Annotated in this window: 16 protein-coding genes and 1 pseudogene; 5 read left to right on the top strand and 12 right to left on the bottom strand. The window is 32.6% G+C overall.

Translation table 11 applies throughout. The features are described 5' to 3' along the window. Positions 1 to 352: 352 nt before the first annotated feature. Positions 353 to 1854 (bottom strand): annotated as a pseudogene (locus LS73_RS10305) (type I restriction-modification system subunit M). A 437-nt stretch (positions 1855 to 2291) separates the two neighbouring features. On the opposite strand from LS73_RS10305, the gene LS73_RS08310 reads away from it, so the two are divergent. After that, complete coding sequence (locus LS73_RS08310) at positions 2292 to 2504, top strand: hypothetical protein (RefSeq protein ID WP_034557007.1); 213 nt, start codon at positions 2292 to 2294, stop codon at positions 2502 to 2504. 212 nt (positions 2505 to 2716) lie between these two features. On the opposite strand, the gene LS73_RS08305 is transcribed toward LS73_RS08310, so the two are convergent. From LS73_RS08305 to LS73_RS08265, 9 genes are all read right to left on the bottom strand, one after another. After that, positions 2717 to 3580 (bottom strand): aminoglycoside 6-adenylyltransferase, encoded by an 864-nt coding sequence (locus LS73_RS08305; RefSeq protein WP_052089483.1) that lies wholly within the window; start codon positions 3578 to 3580, stop codon positions 2717 to 2719. 159 nt (positions 3581 to 3739) lie between these two features. Then, positions 3740 to 5128 (bottom strand): tRNA lysidine(34) synthetase TilS, encoded by a 1389-nt coding sequence (gene tilS / locus LS73_RS08300; protein WP_104692306.1) that lies wholly within the window; start codon positions 5126 to 5128, stop codon positions 3740 to 3742. Next, the gene (locus tag LS73_RS08295; protein WP_034557567.1) at positions 5128 to 6615 is read right to left on the bottom strand and encodes an MATE family efflux transporter; all 1488 of its coding nucleotides are present in this window, start codon (positions 6613 to 6615) and stop codon (positions 5128 to 5130) included. Before LS73_RS08295 ends, tilS begins: the two co-directional genes overlap by 1 nt. A 43-nt stretch (positions 6616 to 6658) precedes the next feature. Further along, on the bottom strand, positions 6659 to 7462 hold the full coding sequence (gene pssA, locus LS73_RS08290) for a CDP-diacylglycerol--serine O-phosphatidyltransferase (RefSeq protein ID WP_052089543.1): 804 nt from the start codon (positions 7460 to 7462) through the stop codon (positions 6659 to 6661). Positions 7463 to 7765: 303 nt separating this feature from the next. After that, the gene (locus tag LS73_RS08285; RefSeq protein ID WP_034557569.1) at positions 7766 to 8353 is read right to left on the bottom strand and encodes an outer membrane beta-barrel protein; all 588 of its coding nucleotides are present in this window, start codon (positions 8351 to 8353) and stop codon (positions 7766 to 7768) included. Between the two features lie 139 nt (positions 8354 to 8492). Then, positions 8493 to 10268 (bottom strand): flagellar hook-length control protein FliK, encoded by a 1776-nt coding sequence (gene fliK, locus LS73_RS08280; RefSeq protein WP_034557572.1) that lies wholly within the window; start codon positions 10266 to 10268, stop codon positions 8493 to 8495. Between the two features lie 114 nt (positions 10269 to 10382). Then, positions 10383 to 11369, bottom strand: a complete 987-nt coding sequence (miaA, locus tag LS73_RS08275) for a tRNA (adenosine(37)-N6)-dimethylallyltransferase MiaA (protein WP_052089544.1) — start codon at positions 11367 to 11369, stop codon at positions 10383 to 10385. 15 nt (positions 11370 to 11384) lie between these two features. After that, positions 11385 to 11630: a hypothetical protein gene (locus tag LS73_RS08270; RefSeq protein WP_034557575.1), complete on the bottom strand. Its 246-nt coding sequence runs from the start codon at positions 11628 to 11630 to the stop codon at positions 11385 to 11387. A 148-nt stretch (positions 11631 to 11778) separates the two neighbouring features. Next, positions 11779 to 12387 carry a Crp/Fnr family transcriptional regulator gene (locus LS73_RS08265; RefSeq protein ID WP_034557577.1) on the bottom strand — a complete coding sequence of 203 codons (609 nt, stop codon included), beginning with the start codon at positions 12385 to 12387 and terminating at the stop codon, positions 11779 to 11781. Between the two features lie 233 nt (positions 12388 to 12620). Between LS73_RS08265 and LS73_RS08260 the strand changes: the two genes are divergently transcribed. From LS73_RS08260 to LS73_RS08245, 4 genes are all read left to right on the top strand, one after another. Then, positions 12621 to 13013, top strand: a complete 393-nt coding sequence (locus LS73_RS08260) for a group III truncated hemoglobin (protein ID WP_034557579.1) — start codon at positions 12621 to 12623, stop codon at positions 13011 to 13013. Positions 13014 to 13224: 211 nt separating this feature from the next. Then, positions 13225 to 14121 (top strand): family 6 glucosyltransferase, encoded by an 897-nt coding sequence (locus LS73_RS08255; protein ID WP_138070015.1) that lies wholly within the window; start codon positions 13225 to 13227, stop codon positions 14119 to 14121. 93 nt (positions 14122 to 14214) lie between these two features. Next, positions 14215 to 14553, top strand: a complete 339-nt coding sequence (locus LS73_RS08250) for a methyltransferase domain-containing protein (RefSeq protein ID WP_138070014.1) — start codon at positions 14215 to 14217, stop codon at positions 14551 to 14553. Between the two features lie 107 nt (positions 14554 to 14660). After that, positions 14661 to 15029 carry a hypothetical protein gene (locus LS73_RS08245; RefSeq protein WP_052089448.1) on the top strand — a complete coding sequence of 123 codons (369 nt, stop codon included), beginning with the start codon at positions 14661 to 14663 and terminating at the stop codon, positions 15027 to 15029. A gap of 292 nt (positions 15030 to 15321) precedes the next feature. On the opposite strand, the gene LS73_RS08240 is transcribed toward LS73_RS08245, so the two are convergent. Then, entirely contained in the window at positions 15322 to 15753 is a 432-nt protein-coding gene (locus LS73_RS08240; RefSeq protein WP_052089449.1) for a type I restriction endonuclease subunit R, EcoR124 family, read from the bottom strand. Further along, positions 15677 to 15973, bottom strand: a complete 297-nt coding sequence (locus LS73_RS10465; RefSeq protein ID WP_267891682.1) for a type I restriction endonuclease subunit R, EcoR124 family — start codon at positions 15971 to 15973, stop codon at positions 15677 to 15679. The genes LS73_RS08240 and LS73_RS10465 overlap by 77 nt, the downstream gene beginning before the upstream one ends. Positions 15974 to 15986 lie beyond the last annotated feature (13 nt).

The following is a 15986-nucleotide window of genomic DNA, read 5'->3' as shown; positions in this document are numbered from 1 at the left end:
TGATAAGATAGCAAATTAGAATAACAGAGGAGGAAGGTTGTCATATTTGGGCATTTAAAGAAACTAAAGAATCTCTAATTGTCATATTGAAGGAGTGAAGCGACTGAAATATCTTTATTAATAGAATCAAATTTGTCATACTTGCAATCAAGGGTAAATCCTTGTGGATTGCAAGAGGTTTTTACATAGTAAAAGATGAAATATCTCTTTATTATTTATAATCTATTTAGATTCTTAAGAATATTTATTTTTAGATTCTTTATGAGATTCTTTGGCTAAAGGTAAGATTAAAATCTTTTTGAGATTGTTTACTGTGTTCTTTTGTTATGTCTATTTTCCTTAGCAGCAATATTTATGCACCTTTTTCTAGAGTTTGCACAATCATATCGATTTCGTTTCGTAATATTCCTTGCAAACGAACAATTTCTTTTAACTCAGAATTTAGAGCTCCTATATCTGTCTTTTCTCTTGTATCTTTTGCTTCTATATAGCTAGATGGGCTTAGGTTATAAGAGTTTTTAGCAATAGTGTTATTGTCTACCAAGGCGCAGATATGTCGCAAATTCTCACGCTTTTTATATATGCTTAGAATCTCTTGTGTATGGGATTCTTCAAGCTTGTTTTTATTAGTAACTTTAATAAAAAATTGGCCTGCGTTGATGAAGAGCGTTTGAGTTAAGGGCTCATTCTTCTTTAGCACAATAATGCAAGTAGCAATACTCACACCAAAAAAGAGATTCTCAGGCAAGGCAATTACTGCGTCTACATAATTCTCTTCTACCAAATATTTGCGAATCTTCTCTTCAGCACTACTTCGATACAAAACGCCCGGGAATTCAACTATTGCCACTATGCCATTGGGAGATAAGGCAGATAGAATATGCATAACAAAGGCTAAATCTGCCTTTGACTTAGGAGCTAATACACCAGCAGGTGAGAATCGAATATCATTAATAAGAGTAGGATTACTCTCACCCTCCCACTTAATTGAGTATGGAGGATTGCTTACTATAACCTCAAAAGGCTCATAATCTTGATACTTATGGGAAATGAGTGTATCGCCTAGAACAATATAGAAATAGTTAAAACATGCAAAAACATATTGATTCTACAAAGGTTATAAGTGGTTACATTATTTCTTGCCCAAAAATGCCTTGAATAATGTTGTCTTGCCCTAGCACCTTAAGCACTTGTAGCAGCAAAGAGCCAGAGTCACAAGCGGGATCGTAGATTTTATTCACCTTATCCTTATCATAGGTCGTAAGCAGGGCTAGGAGGCGGCTTATTTCTTGCGGGGTGAAGAACTCGCCTCCACTTTTACATGCATTACTTGCATACATTGCGATTAAATATTCATACGCATCGCCAAACATATCAATAGAGCTTTCTGAAATATCGAATTTAAAGGATTGAATAGCTAGCAAAACCTCATATAGCTTTTTATTTTTCTCGATAGTAGAATTACCTAAGATATTAGCATTTAGGCGCATATCATCAAAAAGCCCTTTGAAGTTTGTCTCGCTTGGTAAGCCTATGGTGGAGGATTGTATCGCGGCAAAAATATCGCTTAAAGTTTCATTTAGTATATCTATATATTGCGAATTTGCTTTTAGTCTTTTAAGAGATTGCAAAAGAGTTGCGAAGGAAGAATATAAAAGCCCTTAATTTTAACAATTTCTTCTTTTGCGATTAAATCTTCCTCATCGCTTAAATCCGCATAATCAAAGCCAATACTCTGTTGTTTAGTGTTAATATAATTTTGCAAATTATCACTAATGAAGCGATAAAAAAGACTAACCAAATATAAGCCTTGAAATCCCAATCATCAACTTGCCCCCTTAGAGTGTTTGCTATACTCCAAAGCGTGGGATATAGCTATTGTTTCTGAAGTTCCTGCATAATTTTCCCTTAAAATAACTTTAAGATTATAGCTAAATTTACAAAATCTTTCGAGAACAAAGATTCTATAAATTGTTTTAAAACACGTTATTTATTTGGTTTATGGATATGGTTTTTGACACGTTTGCTATTTTTGGCACAAAACGTGTTAATTATACACTATTGACAAAATAAATCTGGGGTATTTTATAAAATTTTGACGCGTGAAATGTGCGATGATTAAGGCAGGGACGCCAAGCGCAGACGGATGGCAAATACCTAAAGATGTTTAGCCATCAAAGTCTAAATATGCCTTTCATTTTGAGTAAATATTATCCCCCCCCCCCCATTTTAATTTTTTACTTTAGCATATCTATAAATCCTTGCAAATAGCGCAATTTAAAGGATTTATGATGGCTTATACACAAAATTCACTATCACAATTACAAAAGAAGTCAATTGTTCTTGATTATTCTCTTATCAAAGAACTAAAGCTTACCTTAAAAGAATTCTCTATATTAGAACAATTAGCTTACAACACCAATAAAAAAAGTATTTTTGCTTTCCAAAAACATGGATTGGAAAAATGTGCAATGTCTCTCGTGGGCATTTGTATCATTGCTTAAAAACATTAAAAGAGAAGAAGCTTATTTATGAAACTGAAGATGGAATCTATATTTCAGATTCTTTATGTATATAATAATTGCTTATCTATTGATATTTATGCAATTTATCAAACGTTATAATTTATTGTATGTTTATTTCGATATGGAATCTGATTCAAAGCTAGAATATAAAAACTCTATCTTTTAGCATAAAATAACATAAAATGGCAAAACTACATATTTTTTAAAATCTTTACATAGCTCAAGGCTTCTTTACGATATGGCAAAGAACAAAATGTATTTCTAAAATACAAATCTATAATTCCTCTTGCATTTTGAGCAAAAAATTTTTCCAATACCTTAAGCGTCTTTTTAGCTTGTTTTTTATTACCTAGATTAAAACAACTATAGAGCTTTTTTGTTTGAGCTTTGCTAAGAAAATGGGGTAAAAATTTATATTCCTTACCTAGTGAAAACTCAAAGTTTCTTTGTTTTAGTGCTATATGCCAAGAAAGTAAAATAAAAATACCTTCTCTCATCATATTTAAATGCGCATTTGCAAGCAATACTTCACATCGCAAAATATCTTTACTAACGCAAACATATAGCCAATAAAAATCATTACAACAATCCAAAAAGCTTTGCTTGGTAAGAGGTTTGATAAAAAACGCGCTATCACTTGGATCATTTAATGGGCTAAAAAAATTATCCTTATCTAGCAATACACGCATAAGTTTTTCGCTATCTTTATAAAATGGCATGTCTTCAACTGGGATAAGCTTTAGGTCTATACGCACACCATCATCAAAAAGCATTAAATAGCTAAACCAACCGTTTAAGTCCGGTGGATAAAGCTCCATGGATTCAGGCTTTTGAAGCATTACAAGATTGCCAAAAACCTTAAGCCATTCATCATTGCTATTTTGGAAATCATATATAGATTGTCTATCTAAGAAAAAAGAGATGTCATAATCACAAAATATATCTTGTTTAATGTTTGGATTTACTCTTGAGCCCTCAAGCGTAACAGCACGAATAGAATCTATCTTACTTGCAAAATGCAGTATCAAAGAAATAATCTCTTGTTCTTTGCGCACTAAGATACTTTTGCAAATAATCTATAATATATCATATATGTTAAAATATTGCGATAAATCTTAGAATTTAAACCAATTTTATTGCTTTAAATTCAAATTTCATCTAAAAGCTAGAATAATCTATTCTACATAAAGCAAATGCTTATATATAATCTGTCATTATGAAGAATGAACAAAACAGCTAACTAGATTTCTATACATAATCCGTCTTATCCTCTTTGGTATAGCCAGCTTGCGATACATCTCTATATATTGTTTTGGTATTTGGAATTTAGGCGATTCTAGGTCTTTAGCTATCTGCCAAATTTTGCATATCTTAGAATCCTTAATATCGCTATTTATGCTAGCATGGCGCAAACTCCAATCGGCGCAAATCCCTACAAATATCAAGTCTTTGTTTACCCCAACTATTATTCTATTGCCAACCATGCAATCCTTACTTGTTATATTGCCTACAATCTTGGAATCCACAAATCTAAAACATAGCATATCTTTTAGCCCTATTTTTTGCTTCGAGCTCATAATATAGCCTAGTCTTTTTGTCATAATGTCTATATGATGGATTTCTTCTGCCAAAACACTATTAAAGTCATGAAATTCAATATCACATCTAACAATTCGCTTGAAATATAATAAATCCCTTTCTACACAAATAATCCTATATCTATATAAGCGCGAACTCTCATCATGCAGATATGCAAATGAGCGCAATATGCCCATTGTATCATCTTTGTTAAAAAGCTTTTGTAGGCTCGCTCTAAAGGTATTGCGCCTATGTTTAGGGCTTGCATTACTAGAATCAACGAAGTAATTTATACCATTAGACTTATTATATGCTAGTATATGTTGCTTGCGAATGTTAATTAGTGGGCGCAAGATATTGTATGATTTATGTCCTGTGTAGCGAATATCTATCTCTATAAAACCAAGCAAGGAATTTAGCCCAGCTCCCTTTGCAAACTGCATAAAAAACCATTCGATTTTATCGTCTAAATGATGGGCTAAGACTAGATTCTGATAGGAGTTCTTGCGTATAAGAAAAGAGAAAAATTCGTAACGCACCTTCCTAGCACAATGCTCAAAATTAGAATGAATTGGCTTTATAGATAGATTATATTGTTGTATTATGGGATTTAAATATATTTGACTTGAGCCTAAATTCTCATCGCATAAAGCCCTTTGTTGTTTATGATTTAAGCTTGCAAAATCCAAAGAGCTTATAGAATCTAAAACCTCATTTGATTCTAAAGATTCTAAATACCGCGATATATAAAAGTCGCTAGAACAGCTTAAATCTGAATGTTCATCATAACAAAGGCGCATTACATAGCAGTTTTTATTATATGTCATTGATAGGCTTTTAGCATATTGAATCTCTTCATCACTTTGCTTACGCAAACCATAATCCACTATAACCAAATCAAAGTCTATTTCATATGACAAAAGGATAAAAAACAATGCAGAAGAATCAACGCCGCCAGAAAATGCCAAAAGATTCTTATTTTTCCTTAAAACTTCTATGCTATCTTTGGATAGTGAGATTTGCATCATGTCCTCCGCATTGGATAACACTTGATAAATAGCCCTAATGAAATCTCTCTAGCAATAATTGCAATACTAGCAAGAAGGGCTAAGATTTGTGATATTGGATAGGCAATATATGCTCCTTGTAACCCATAATAATGCGCCATTATTGGTAGTAGAGCGGCGATAAATACAACTGTATAGGATATAGTTACAAGGAATGAGCTAAAAGCTCTTTGCAAAGACTGCAAATATAAAGCAATGACTAGATTTGTGCCAAGCAATATAAAACCCAAGAAATACACACTCATAGCTTCCATGCTCTGACTTTTCAATAATGAATCTTGCAAAAATGCCATAGCAATTTGTTCCTTAAATATCAAAAACATAATGTAGATTCCAACTGAAATGATAATCTCGGCAATGATATAGAATCTTAGCAAGCTTTTTAATCTTGCAAAATTTCGCAAACCATAATTAAAGCTAGCAATAGGCTGAATAGATTCTGCTAGTGATAATAACACAGTAAAAAATCCAAACCCCGCATACAATATGGCACTATACACAGCTAGGGCGTCCTCGCCCCCTATGCCCTTCAATGTAACATTATAAAACCACATCATAAAACCCGCACTAATTTCGCTTGCTGCATAAGGAGAACCAAATTTGGCACATTGAATAATATAGCGCGCGCTAAAAGCTGGTACAAGATATAAATCCCCCTTTTTTCGCAAGATAAGCAAACATATACGAAGAGCAACGAGACACAATGAAACAAAAATGCTATTAGAATTGGATATGTTAACGCGTAGGGCTAGATTGTTTAATTTTGCAATTAGTCTATATCTTGGAATATAATGTCCAAATAACACAAGAGAGCCAATAATATGCCCTAGCACAGTGGCATACGCACTTCCTATAATCCCAAATTCCCATACAAATAAGAACAAATAATTCAATATAACATTGCTAATCGCACCTAAAAACATAGCAAACATAGCAAATCTAGGTCGCTTATCATTGATAATACAAATATCTAGTATTGGGTGCAAGACTATGCCAAAAAGCCCAATTCCAATGCCACGCAAATAATCTATACTCATTTGTTTTACATAGCTTGATAGGTCGCTTATAAACCAAGTAATGATTCTATCTGGATATATATAAGTCAATAAGCCAAGAGATAGAGATAAAGGGAAAACAAAAAAGAAAACAGAGCTAAAAATAATGCGAGCTATCTTTTTCTTACCCTTAGCAAGATAATAACTAATAAGGCTTGATGCACCAAGTCCGAACATCAATGAGCCAGCCATAAATATTGGAAATATAGGCCAAACCGCTACTATAGACTTCATAGCATCATCGCCTAGCTTTTTGTTTACAAAGATTCCATCTACTGTAGAATAGCTAGCCATAGCAAGCATAGCTAACAGCATAGGAATGAAATAATTTAAAAATAGCTTAAATATACTATCGCGCGCTAAGTCTAGGCTACTAGGGCTATTGCTCATATATGTCCTTCTAAGCCTATCATACGCGTTTTATAATGTTAGATTAGTCTTGTTTGGTTGATTTATCAGAGCTAGATTCTGTAATTGTTGATTGAGAATTATGCTTTTTCTTAAATATTATTTTAAATATTACGATAAATATCCAACGCAAGATTCCATACAGGACGTATAGTGTAAATACTGCACAGAGAGTTAGAGAAGTTTGTGCTACTACTAAGGCTAGTAAAATTACAATCCAAACAAAATATTTCAAATCCCAAGTAAATTTCTTAAAGCTTGGATAACGCACATTGCTTACCATTAGCAATGATACAATAAATGCTAACACAAGGAATAAATAAGAATTAGAGCGCAAAAAGTCAAATAGCCCGAAAATATTAAACTCATTATATTCAGTTACCAAAATCCAAAGGCATATAATAGCTGCAGCAGATGGTATAGGGAGACCAATGAAAGAGTTGGCATCAGCATTTGTAGTTATATTAAATCTAGCAAGCCTAACGGCACCAAGCACTACAAAAAGACCACTAATAGCAATTCCATATCTACCATACTCATACCCGACATAAAAATATAAAAGCACAGCAGGAGAAACACCAAATGCTACAACATCAGCTAGCGAATCAAATTCAACACCAAACTTACTAGCAGTATTAGTAAGTCTAGCAACTCTACCATCTAATGCATCTAAAATCATAGAGAACAAAATACACCAACAAGCAAGTATAAAATCCTTATCATTGTCTGGCATTTGAGCCTTATAGGCTATAAGTATCGCAAGTATACCCATGAATATGCTCGCTGCTGTAAATAGGTTTGGCAATATATATAAAGGATTTAGTTTCATAAACATGCTCTTAAAGTGATTTTGATTATTTAAATATTTTACCAATGTAATCTTACTACAAGATTATCAAAGATGTATTTTTATGTTATTTGTAACTCTATTTAATAAAAAATTGAATATAAAATCAAAATGAAAAATAATGAAAGTGGACTGAAATACAAAATAAACCAAGAAATAAAAATTAAAATTTTTGCCATACATAACTAGGCAAAAAACCTGCCTATATTAAGTAATGCGTAAATTACAATAAATTCAAAATAAAAATACAAAAAACTAAAAATAATGCAATAAACTCTTATATTACTAAAATTTATATGAATAAGTAGTTAATACTGCTGCAACCGCTCCAGTAGATGAATTCTGTCCAATAAAGAAGTTAAATCCACTCTTAAAACCAAATTCTATTTGATGATGATCAGCTATAATTGTTCGAAGACCTAGATTGAGCCCAGCTGTAATACCTATAGAATTACCACCCGTAGAACCGCCTAGGTTACGAGAAATTAACGCACCAGAGAAGAATCCAACAAATAACCCAGCACTAAACTCATCTCCTGACACCCAATTAAATAAATAATCAGAGTTAATATCGCCAAGTACATAAAGGTCATTACCAAAACCTCTTATACCAATAGCAGATGGATAAAAAGCATGTGAAGCAAATCCGGATAGATAGAATCTAACTCCATTATATTCAGAAAAAAATGCCTGATAACCAAGCCTAGCCCCATAGCCAACAGCTGAACTGCCACTAGCCTCTGAACCTCCAGGTATATTAAACGATGCTCCACCACCAGCACTAATTCCTATAAAAAATCCATTATCCTCTGCTGCTTGCACACTTCCAAGCAATGAACAAGCAAGCACCGCACCAACCAATAATTGTTTCATAAATATCCTTTAAATTAAGATTTCATTTATATAATATAAACTAATTTATGCATTGTAACATATCATTAATCAATCTATCAATTTTAGTAAACTAAAATATAATTTATAACTAAATTATGATAAGCGAATGTAGCTTAGTTTAAGCATATTCTGGTAGAAGTATCTCTAATGATTCTGGCACACTGCCTGATGCTAGCATATCTTGGGCTTCATCAATACTCGATAGCTTAAAATTTTGCTCCTGCTGATCATTGCCTTGTTGCTGTTGTTGCTTATCATTATGCGAGCTAAAGTTTAAGTCAAGATTATTAAATCCAATCTGCATTAAACTTTGTCGTAAATCTTGTGCATTTTGAACAAACATTGACATAACGTTGGCATTTGATATTACAGAGACCTGCAAATCCTTGCCTTTCTTAGCAATACTTAGAGACACTTGCCCTAGGTTAGCTGGATTTAGCTCAAAATTGATTTTTGTAATAGGCGGCTTATAATTTAGCACTTCTTCTCTAAATTGTGAAGCAAAATTCCTTATTGCCTCTTTTGCTTGCGCGCTCTTCATGGTTACATCTTGCTTTGTCTGCGCGCTGCTAGCTTCAATCTTAGAATCTGTATTTGAGCTATCATCTATACTAGTAGATTCCTTATTCTGATTAGAATCAACCTTATTTTTTGCAATGGTTGAATCTGCATTTAAACTCTTAGTAATAGCCTCATCAAATGCCTTAGTAGTATCAAACTCAAATGGAGAAGCAACATCTTTATTCATATCAATAGGTTGCGTTTGTTGGACTAAGTTGGCTACATTTGCCTGTATCTTAGAATCTGCCTTACTTGAGAATTCCATAGATGAACGCATAAGTGCTTGAGCGCGCTCCTTATTGGTAGTTACCAAATCACCCAAATCATCATTACCTGTTATTTCATATAGTCTTTCTAAGAATTCATTTTGTCGTTCTTCATTACGCAATTTAGATCTCACAATATTAATTGGTTGATTGGAACTTCTCTCAATAATTATTGCCTTATCACCATTATCTAACTTCCACTCAAGTTTTTCGCTAGCATTAAGTGCCTTTCTCTTAGCATTCTCTTGAGTATCATATTTATTAAGCAAGTCAGCCAATAGCCTAGCTCTGTCCATTTGAGGATCTATAGGATCTCCTAGCTCTGTTGCAATGGTAGTTGGCACTTGTAAAGACTGAATATTTTTAGCAAGAAGCGCGCCCTTATTTTGCAAAGAATCGCTTAATTTTTCTTTATTGACATCTAATATTTCCTTGTCAAACAACTTATCAATATCAATCTTTGATTGCGTGCCATTTTGTGTAATTTCCATTTTTTGCAAATTTAAATTCCTAGCATTTGCTTCATTTTTAACATCATTTAATGTTTTATCTTTTTGTAGATTAGATTTGATATTTTGATCCTTATCATCTACTACGAGGCTAGAATCTAGAGCTTGGTTAGTCTTATTATTGAGGCTTGCACCTTGGCTACTTGCTACAATTGCTTTTTGCTTTGATTGTTCTTTGTCTGATTCTTTGGAATCTTGCAATACATCTAAGTCATCTTTATCATCAGATAAAATCTTTGCTAATGGAGAGCTTTCTGGCTCTTTATCTTGATTTAAATTCTTAGATTTTATAGACAATGCAGCAGAATCGCCCTCCAATGATATATCTTTACTATCACTAGATGGCGCATTAGAGCTACTAGATTCTAAGCCTTTTTTGCTTGCTTGCTGTAGATTGGATTGGCTATCCTGTGTGGCTAAATTTTCACTTGACTTGCTATCTGCTTTGCTTAGGGCTTGCGCAAATTCAGAATCTTCTCCTGATTGCTGGGATTTAGGGCTTTGCTGATTAGAATTAGTGCCTATGAGATTTAATTCTGGATTTACTTCTGTTACCATAGCCCATTCCTTAATGCGATATATATGATTTTTCGAAGCAAAAATCATTCCTAATTAAGGCACAAGAATCAACAATAAGACTCAAACTATATTTAGAATTAAATAATAAGTAAATTAAGATTTGGATTTACTAAAAACCTTAGATATTTCATTACTATTTTGAAAAAAATCATCAAGTATAGATTCTAAAATTATTTTAGAATCTCCTTGTATCATATGATGAAACTGCGTTTTATTAAAGACTCTTTGTCTTTTTGCTAGTTGTTTTGTATGGATATTAATTAGAGATTCTAGCTCATTTATATTGATTTTACCTTGTAGAAATTGTAAGCATTCTTTTAATCCTATGGATTTGAATGGCTGAATATTATCTCCATATAAACGTAATAGAGTTTGTGCTTCGCAAATGATTCCATTCTTTAGCATATTGCTTGTTCTAAGCTCTATTGTCTTATGCAAAATATCCTTATCAAGCAAGAGATTATAGCATATAATTGGCAGAGGAAAAGGCTTAGGAGGATTTAATTTAAAAAAGAGACTAGGAGGCTGATTACTTAGAGCAAATATTTCTAAACCGCGCAAGATTCTATATGAATCTGTAGGCTTAATATTGCTAGCATATCTAGAATCTATGTTACATAAAAATTCATATTGCTGTTTAATCGGCTTAGCCTTTAGCTCAACAAATAAAGCATTTTGGCTATTATCTAAATTTGGCTTAGGACTTAGCCCATTAATGATTGATTTAAGATAGAAGCTAGACCCTCCAACAATCAACAAAGGTTTATTATCGCGCCTACAAATCTCAACTGCACTATGCAATATATCAATAAAGATTCCAGCATTAACTTTAGAATCAGGGCTTAAAACATCAAGTGCAAAATGCCTTATACCTTCACGCTCTTTTTTTGAAGGCTTAGCAGAGGCAATATTAATATTTTTATATATGCTTAATGAATCAAGTGAAAATATATGAGCTTGTATTTTTCGAGCTATATGTAGTGCTAACTGTGTCTTACCGCTACAAGTTGAGCCAACCAATGCTATGATTTTTGGATTATATGCTAATTTATCTGTGAGAGAATTAGATTCCAAATTCATATTTAATTGTAATCATTAAAGAAAATTTTCTTCTTCATCAATTTCCATAATATTATGTCCGTTATAATAGAATTTTTCAGAGTTGCTGCCAAGCCATTTTTTCTCACTTTGGTTTTCTGATTTTAAATACACCACTTGGGGAAAAACATTATATCTTCTTACATGATCTGAACATATTTTCAAAACATCATCACCATTTTCTGGATAACAATACACTCCAAAACCACCAATTGATTGGAAATTCTTATCTAATATCAACATAATTACTTCCTTATATTATTTAAATTGATTATTGCATCCTAGGCGAGTAAATTACATCAAATACTATAAGCTAGGAATTTGTTAGTTACATATTGTACATATTGATTGTTATTTTACAATCAAACTACTAATAAATAATAATTATAGATTATTGAATAAACATATATTCTTCTAATGATTTACGATTTATTGCTATAACCTTGCCTTTGTTTGTATCAATTATTCCTTGTTTTTTTAGAGATTTGATTAATCTTGACAATGATTCTGGATTGGTGTTTAAATGTCTTGCAATATGTCTTTGAGACATGTTTTCTAGCTCTTTCTCATTTGCTCTAATGAATGCTAGGAAACGCTCTTGTAAGCTCTGACTTTGGGATTTGATATGTGATTCCAAGATTTGTATCTTCTGGCATAGTGAAGAAATAAAAAGCATGCAAAATTCAGAATCTTGCAAATGGTTTTTAAAAGATTGAGTATTAATTATAATAATTTCGCTCTGCTGTATAGTTTGCGCATTCGCTGGGTAGTTTGATTGTGTAAAAAACGGCATTTCAGCAATGAAATTAATTTCATCGAAAATATGTAATGTTTGCTCCTTGCGATACATTCCTTGCTCAATATTTTTATACAATCTAACCCTGCCATGCAATAATAAAAATAAATTTCTAGCTTCTTCACCCTCAAAAAACAGTATAGAATTCTCCTCATATACAACTTTACGTCCAATTTTACAAAGTAATTCTAAGTGTCTTTGCATTTTATCCTACCTTAAAAATTATAAAATAGATTGAAAATAGTATTTGTTAATTATGTTTTTGAATACTTAAATATATAAAAAAATATAATACAAACCATAATCAATGATAATCTTAACAAAAGTCAATCTTTTTTTGCTACATTTCTACTACAATCCATACTAAAATCCAATGGCAAAGATTGCTATATGGTGATATTGGCAAAATTAGAATTTTACCTTTAATGGAGTTATTTATGTTTCAAGATATTAATGAAGATTCTATCTATAAACTCATGGATATTTTTTATGATAAGGTTAAAGCTGATAAACAAGGCTTAGGAGATGTTTTTATTGCAAAGATTGGCAAGGATAATGCAATGTGGCAAGAGCATAAAACAAAGATTGCTAGTTTTTGGAAAGGCATGTTACTTGGCATTGGCGGATATAAGGGGCAACCGTTAAAAGCGCATTTAGAATTGCCCACATTTCCGCTAGAGCTCTTTTCTGTATGGCTAGGGCTATTTGAAGAAAGCCTAAGAGAAGTATATGAACAAGAAGAACATGTAATTTTGATTCTATCTAGGGCAAAAACCATAGCCAAGAGATTTCAATATGCTTTATCAAATTTCAAGCATGATATTACATAATGAAAGCCCAAAGACAAGCAAAAACTAGATTTGATATGTTTCTTTTTATAAGCATAAACTAAAATACTAGAATCATTAAGAAAATCATTTAGTTTGAAATAGCATTATTAAATTTGCTATACTTTGAGTGTTTCTAACTAAAATATAAAAATCAAACCAGAGATACTCTTAGCTATTTTATTTACTCAAAAATCAATACAAAAGAAAGAAAATGAATTCACCCCCCCCCCCCCCCCATTCATTTGGCACTAAGCAGAGCCTAGGGAAATTTATCAACACTAGTAAGAATATTAGCCCTACTTGCTACAAGATCGCTATTCTCTACATCTGCACAGGTGCTTATAGCATTTTTTGGCAAGACTTCTATAATAGCGCAAAGCATCATCTCTTAATAGAGCACATGCTAGAATACTTCGTCTTCACCGATGCTAAATCGCTATACGCGGAATCAAATCCAGATGTACATAAAATCCACCAAGAAAATCTTGGCTGGCCCTACAATACATTAAAAAGATTTGAGATGTTTTTACGTGTAGAAGATGCACTAAAAGAATTTGATTTTGTCTTTTTCTTTAATGCAAACTGCCTTTTTTTCCAACATGTTGGTGAGGAGTTCCTGCCCATAGAAAAGGATCTTTTAGTAGTCCAACATTCTGGATTCATAGACATAGCGCGTGAGCACTTCACCTATGAGCGCAATCCTGAAAGCCTAGCTTGCATTGCATTAAATGAAGGGAAGCATTATGTACAAGGCTCAATAAATGGCGGTAAAACCAAAGCATTCCTAACATTAGCGCGCACATTATATGAGCGTATAGAAGATGATATATCTCGCGGCATAATTGCAATATGGCATGACGAAAGCCACCTAAATCGATATATCATAGATAACCCAAACTATAAGCTTATGCACTATGGCTACAATTTCCCAGAGGGATCTTGGCATGTGCCAAGTGGAGGAGTATATATAATTTTGCGCGATAAGAGCAAAACTATTGACGTAAATGCAATCAAGGGGATTAACATAGATAATAAACATATAAGTAAAGCTCAAAGATTTAATAATAAAATAAAACACCTATTAAAACGCTATATAAGGCGCAAATAGAATAGATATTTACCTTAGGCGTTATAATAAGTTTGGTGTTAAAATTAATATTTTAAGCTAGAATCAAGTATTCACAACAATAAGGATTATATTATGTCAGATAGTAAACATCTCTATGATGATGGATTCTATAAAGCACAAATGGACAAAAGCTATATCTCTGCAAAAGAAATGCTAGGCTACTTAAACACACTTTTACCTAATCCTAAAAGCGTCATCGATGTAGGCTGTGGTGTTGGAACTTGGCTTAAGGCATGGAGCGAAATTAATGAAGATATGCAAGTATTTGGAATCGATGGCAATGATGTATCTAAAGGGCTTTATCAAATTTCGCTTGATTTCTACCAACGCGTAGATTTGACACAAAACTACATGATTCTAATGGATAGTCTTACAGCAAATACGGGGGGGGGGGGAAGCCCTTTACACTAGCACAATCTCTTGAAGTAGCTGAACACCTCTATGAGCAGCATGCACTTAATTTTATAAAGCTTCTTACATCTTTATCAGATATTGTTCTTTTTTCTGCTGCGATTCCTTTGCAGGGCGGAACACATCATGTAAATGAACAACCTCCAGCTTATTGGGCAGATCTTTTTGCACAATGCGATTTCTTATGCTTTGATATTTTACGCGAGCCATTATGGGAAAACAAAAACATAGAATCTTACTATCGTCAAAACGCATTTCTTTTTATACATAGGGAAAATACAGGCTTTCTTTATGAAAAAGGATTCAAACCAACATCAAAGCCTCTGCATATCGTATCCCCCGATCTCTTTGAGCCATACACACTAGCATATAATTACTATTTATCCCATTGCACTCATCTGCAATCTAAACTTGATAAAAGGCTAAGCGCAAGATTTAGGAAAGCCTTGCGCAAAATACGAAATATGTTGAAATAAAATATTTCATCAATTAGCATAATCAATGCAGCCTACTCAAATGAATGAAAGCTTTACGCATTATAATCTATGAATAATCATATAAAAACAATTGCAAACTAGACTATATAGAATCCTAAAATCGCAAACCCTATAAAGCAAGCTCTTTTGGGAATTCTTTAAATCTCTCATAAAATCCCTTAAATTTGCTTAAAACTTTGGGCTTTAAATCCTTTCTCTTTTCTGCGTTCTTTCCAAAAAAGCCCATTTTAGGAAGCACCTTTTCTATATCTTCGCCAAGCTCTTCTATATATCAAACATCAAAGCTTTTATTAATAAAAATATAACTTTGTTCAGCATTAAGATTCAAATCATCAATTATTGTATTTAGCTCCTCTTTCATTTTTTTCTCTATGAAAGTGCTAAATTCGTTATCTATATCACTTTGAGGATTGATTTGCGCTATAAACTCTTCTATTAGGTCTTTTTTGCTTCGTAGATTTAAACTTGAATCAATAAGCCTACGCAAATCTTGAATTTTCTTTTCTCTATCTTCATCATTTTTGTCTTTCATTTGATCTATAAGATGCATTATGTAATCCAAATTTATATCCACTTGCTTCATAAGCTCAAGCTCAAAAACCAAATCATCACTAATATCTGCTTCTTTATTTTTCTCTTTGATGTTTAGTCTCTGTATAGATTTGCAAATACGCGCTTTGCAAATCTTGCTTTTGCCTTTCATTTAAAAGCTCTTCATTTTTAAATTCCGGAAAAGTGCTTAATATATTATTAAGCCTTAAAACTTCATTATAAAAATCTATAAATTCCTTTTTCTCCTCATCACTGCCACTTGTGGCAATTTTTGCAAAGTCCTTAAACTTCTCATCTAACTCCTTTACTAGCTCTTTATAACCCTTATGTTTCTTGCCTTCTTCATCGATAAAGCCCTCCAAATATTCCATAAAGCTTCGTAAA

Source organism: Helicobacter muridarum (assembly GCF_000765805.2).
GTDB classification, from domain to species: Bacteria; Campylobacterota; Campylobacteria; order Campylobacterales; family Helicobacteraceae; genus Helicobacter_A; species Helicobacter_A muridarum.
This window is presented reverse-complemented; position numbering and strand designations above follow the sequence as displayed.

What these genes read in the sequence shown, in the direction of transcription:
- LS73_RS08260 (WP_034557579.1), top strand. Translation starts at nt 12,621, where the DNA reads ATGTTTCAAGATATTAATGAAGATTCTATCTATAAACTCATGGATATT.
- fliK (WP_034557572.1), bottom strand. Translation starts at nt 10,268, where the DNA reads ATGGTAACAGAAGTAAATCCAGAATTAAATCTCATAGGCACTAATTCT.
- LS73_RS08270 (WP_034557575.1), bottom strand. Translation starts at nt 11,630, where the DNA reads ATGTTGATATTAGATAAGAATTTCCAATCAATTGGTGGTTTTGGAGTG.
- LS73_RS10465 (WP_267891682.1), bottom strand. Translation starts at nt 15,973, where the DNA reads ATGGAATATTTGGAGGGCTTTATCGATGAAGAAGGCAAGAAACATAAG.
- LS73_RS08250 (WP_138070014.1), top strand. Translation starts at nt 14,215, where the DNA reads ATGTCAGATAGTAAACATCTCTATGATGATGGATTCTATAAAGCACAA.
- LS73_RS08285 (WP_034557569.1), bottom strand. Translation starts at nt 8,353, where the DNA reads ATGAAACAATTATTGGTTGGTGCGGTGCTTGCTTGTTCATTGCTTGGA.
- tilS (WP_104692306.1), bottom strand. Translation starts at nt 5,128, where the DNA reads ATGCAAATCTCACTATCCAAAGATAGCATAGAAGTTTTAAGGAAAAAT.
- LS73_RS08255 (WP_138070015.1), top strand. Translation starts at nt 13,225, where the DNA reads ATGAATTCACCCCCCCCCCCCCCCCATTCATTTGGCACTAAGCAGAGC.
- LS73_RS08240 (WP_052089449.1), bottom strand. Translation starts at nt 15,753, where the DNA reads ATGAAAGGCAAAAGCAAGATTTGCAAAGCGCGTATTTGCAAATCTATA.
- miaA (WP_052089544.1), bottom strand. Translation starts at nt 11,369, where the DNA reads ATGAATTTGGAATCTAATTCTCTCACAGATAAATTAGCATATAATCCA.
- LS73_RS08310 (WP_034557007.1), top strand. Translation starts at nt 2,292, where the DNA reads ATGGCTTATACACAAAATTCACTATCACAATTACAAAAGAAGTCAATT.
- pssA (WP_052089543.1), bottom strand. Translation starts at nt 7,462, where the DNA reads ATGAAACTAAATCCTTTATATATATTGCCAAACCTATTTACAGCAGCG.
- LS73_RS08265 (WP_034557577.1), bottom strand. Translation starts at nt 12,387, where the DNA reads ATGCAAAGACACTTAGAATTACTTTGTAAAATTGGACGTAAAGTTGTA.
- LS73_RS08295 (WP_034557567.1), bottom strand. Translation starts at nt 6,615, where the DNA reads ATGAGCAATAGCCCTAGTAGCCTAGACTTAGCGCGCGATAGTATATTT.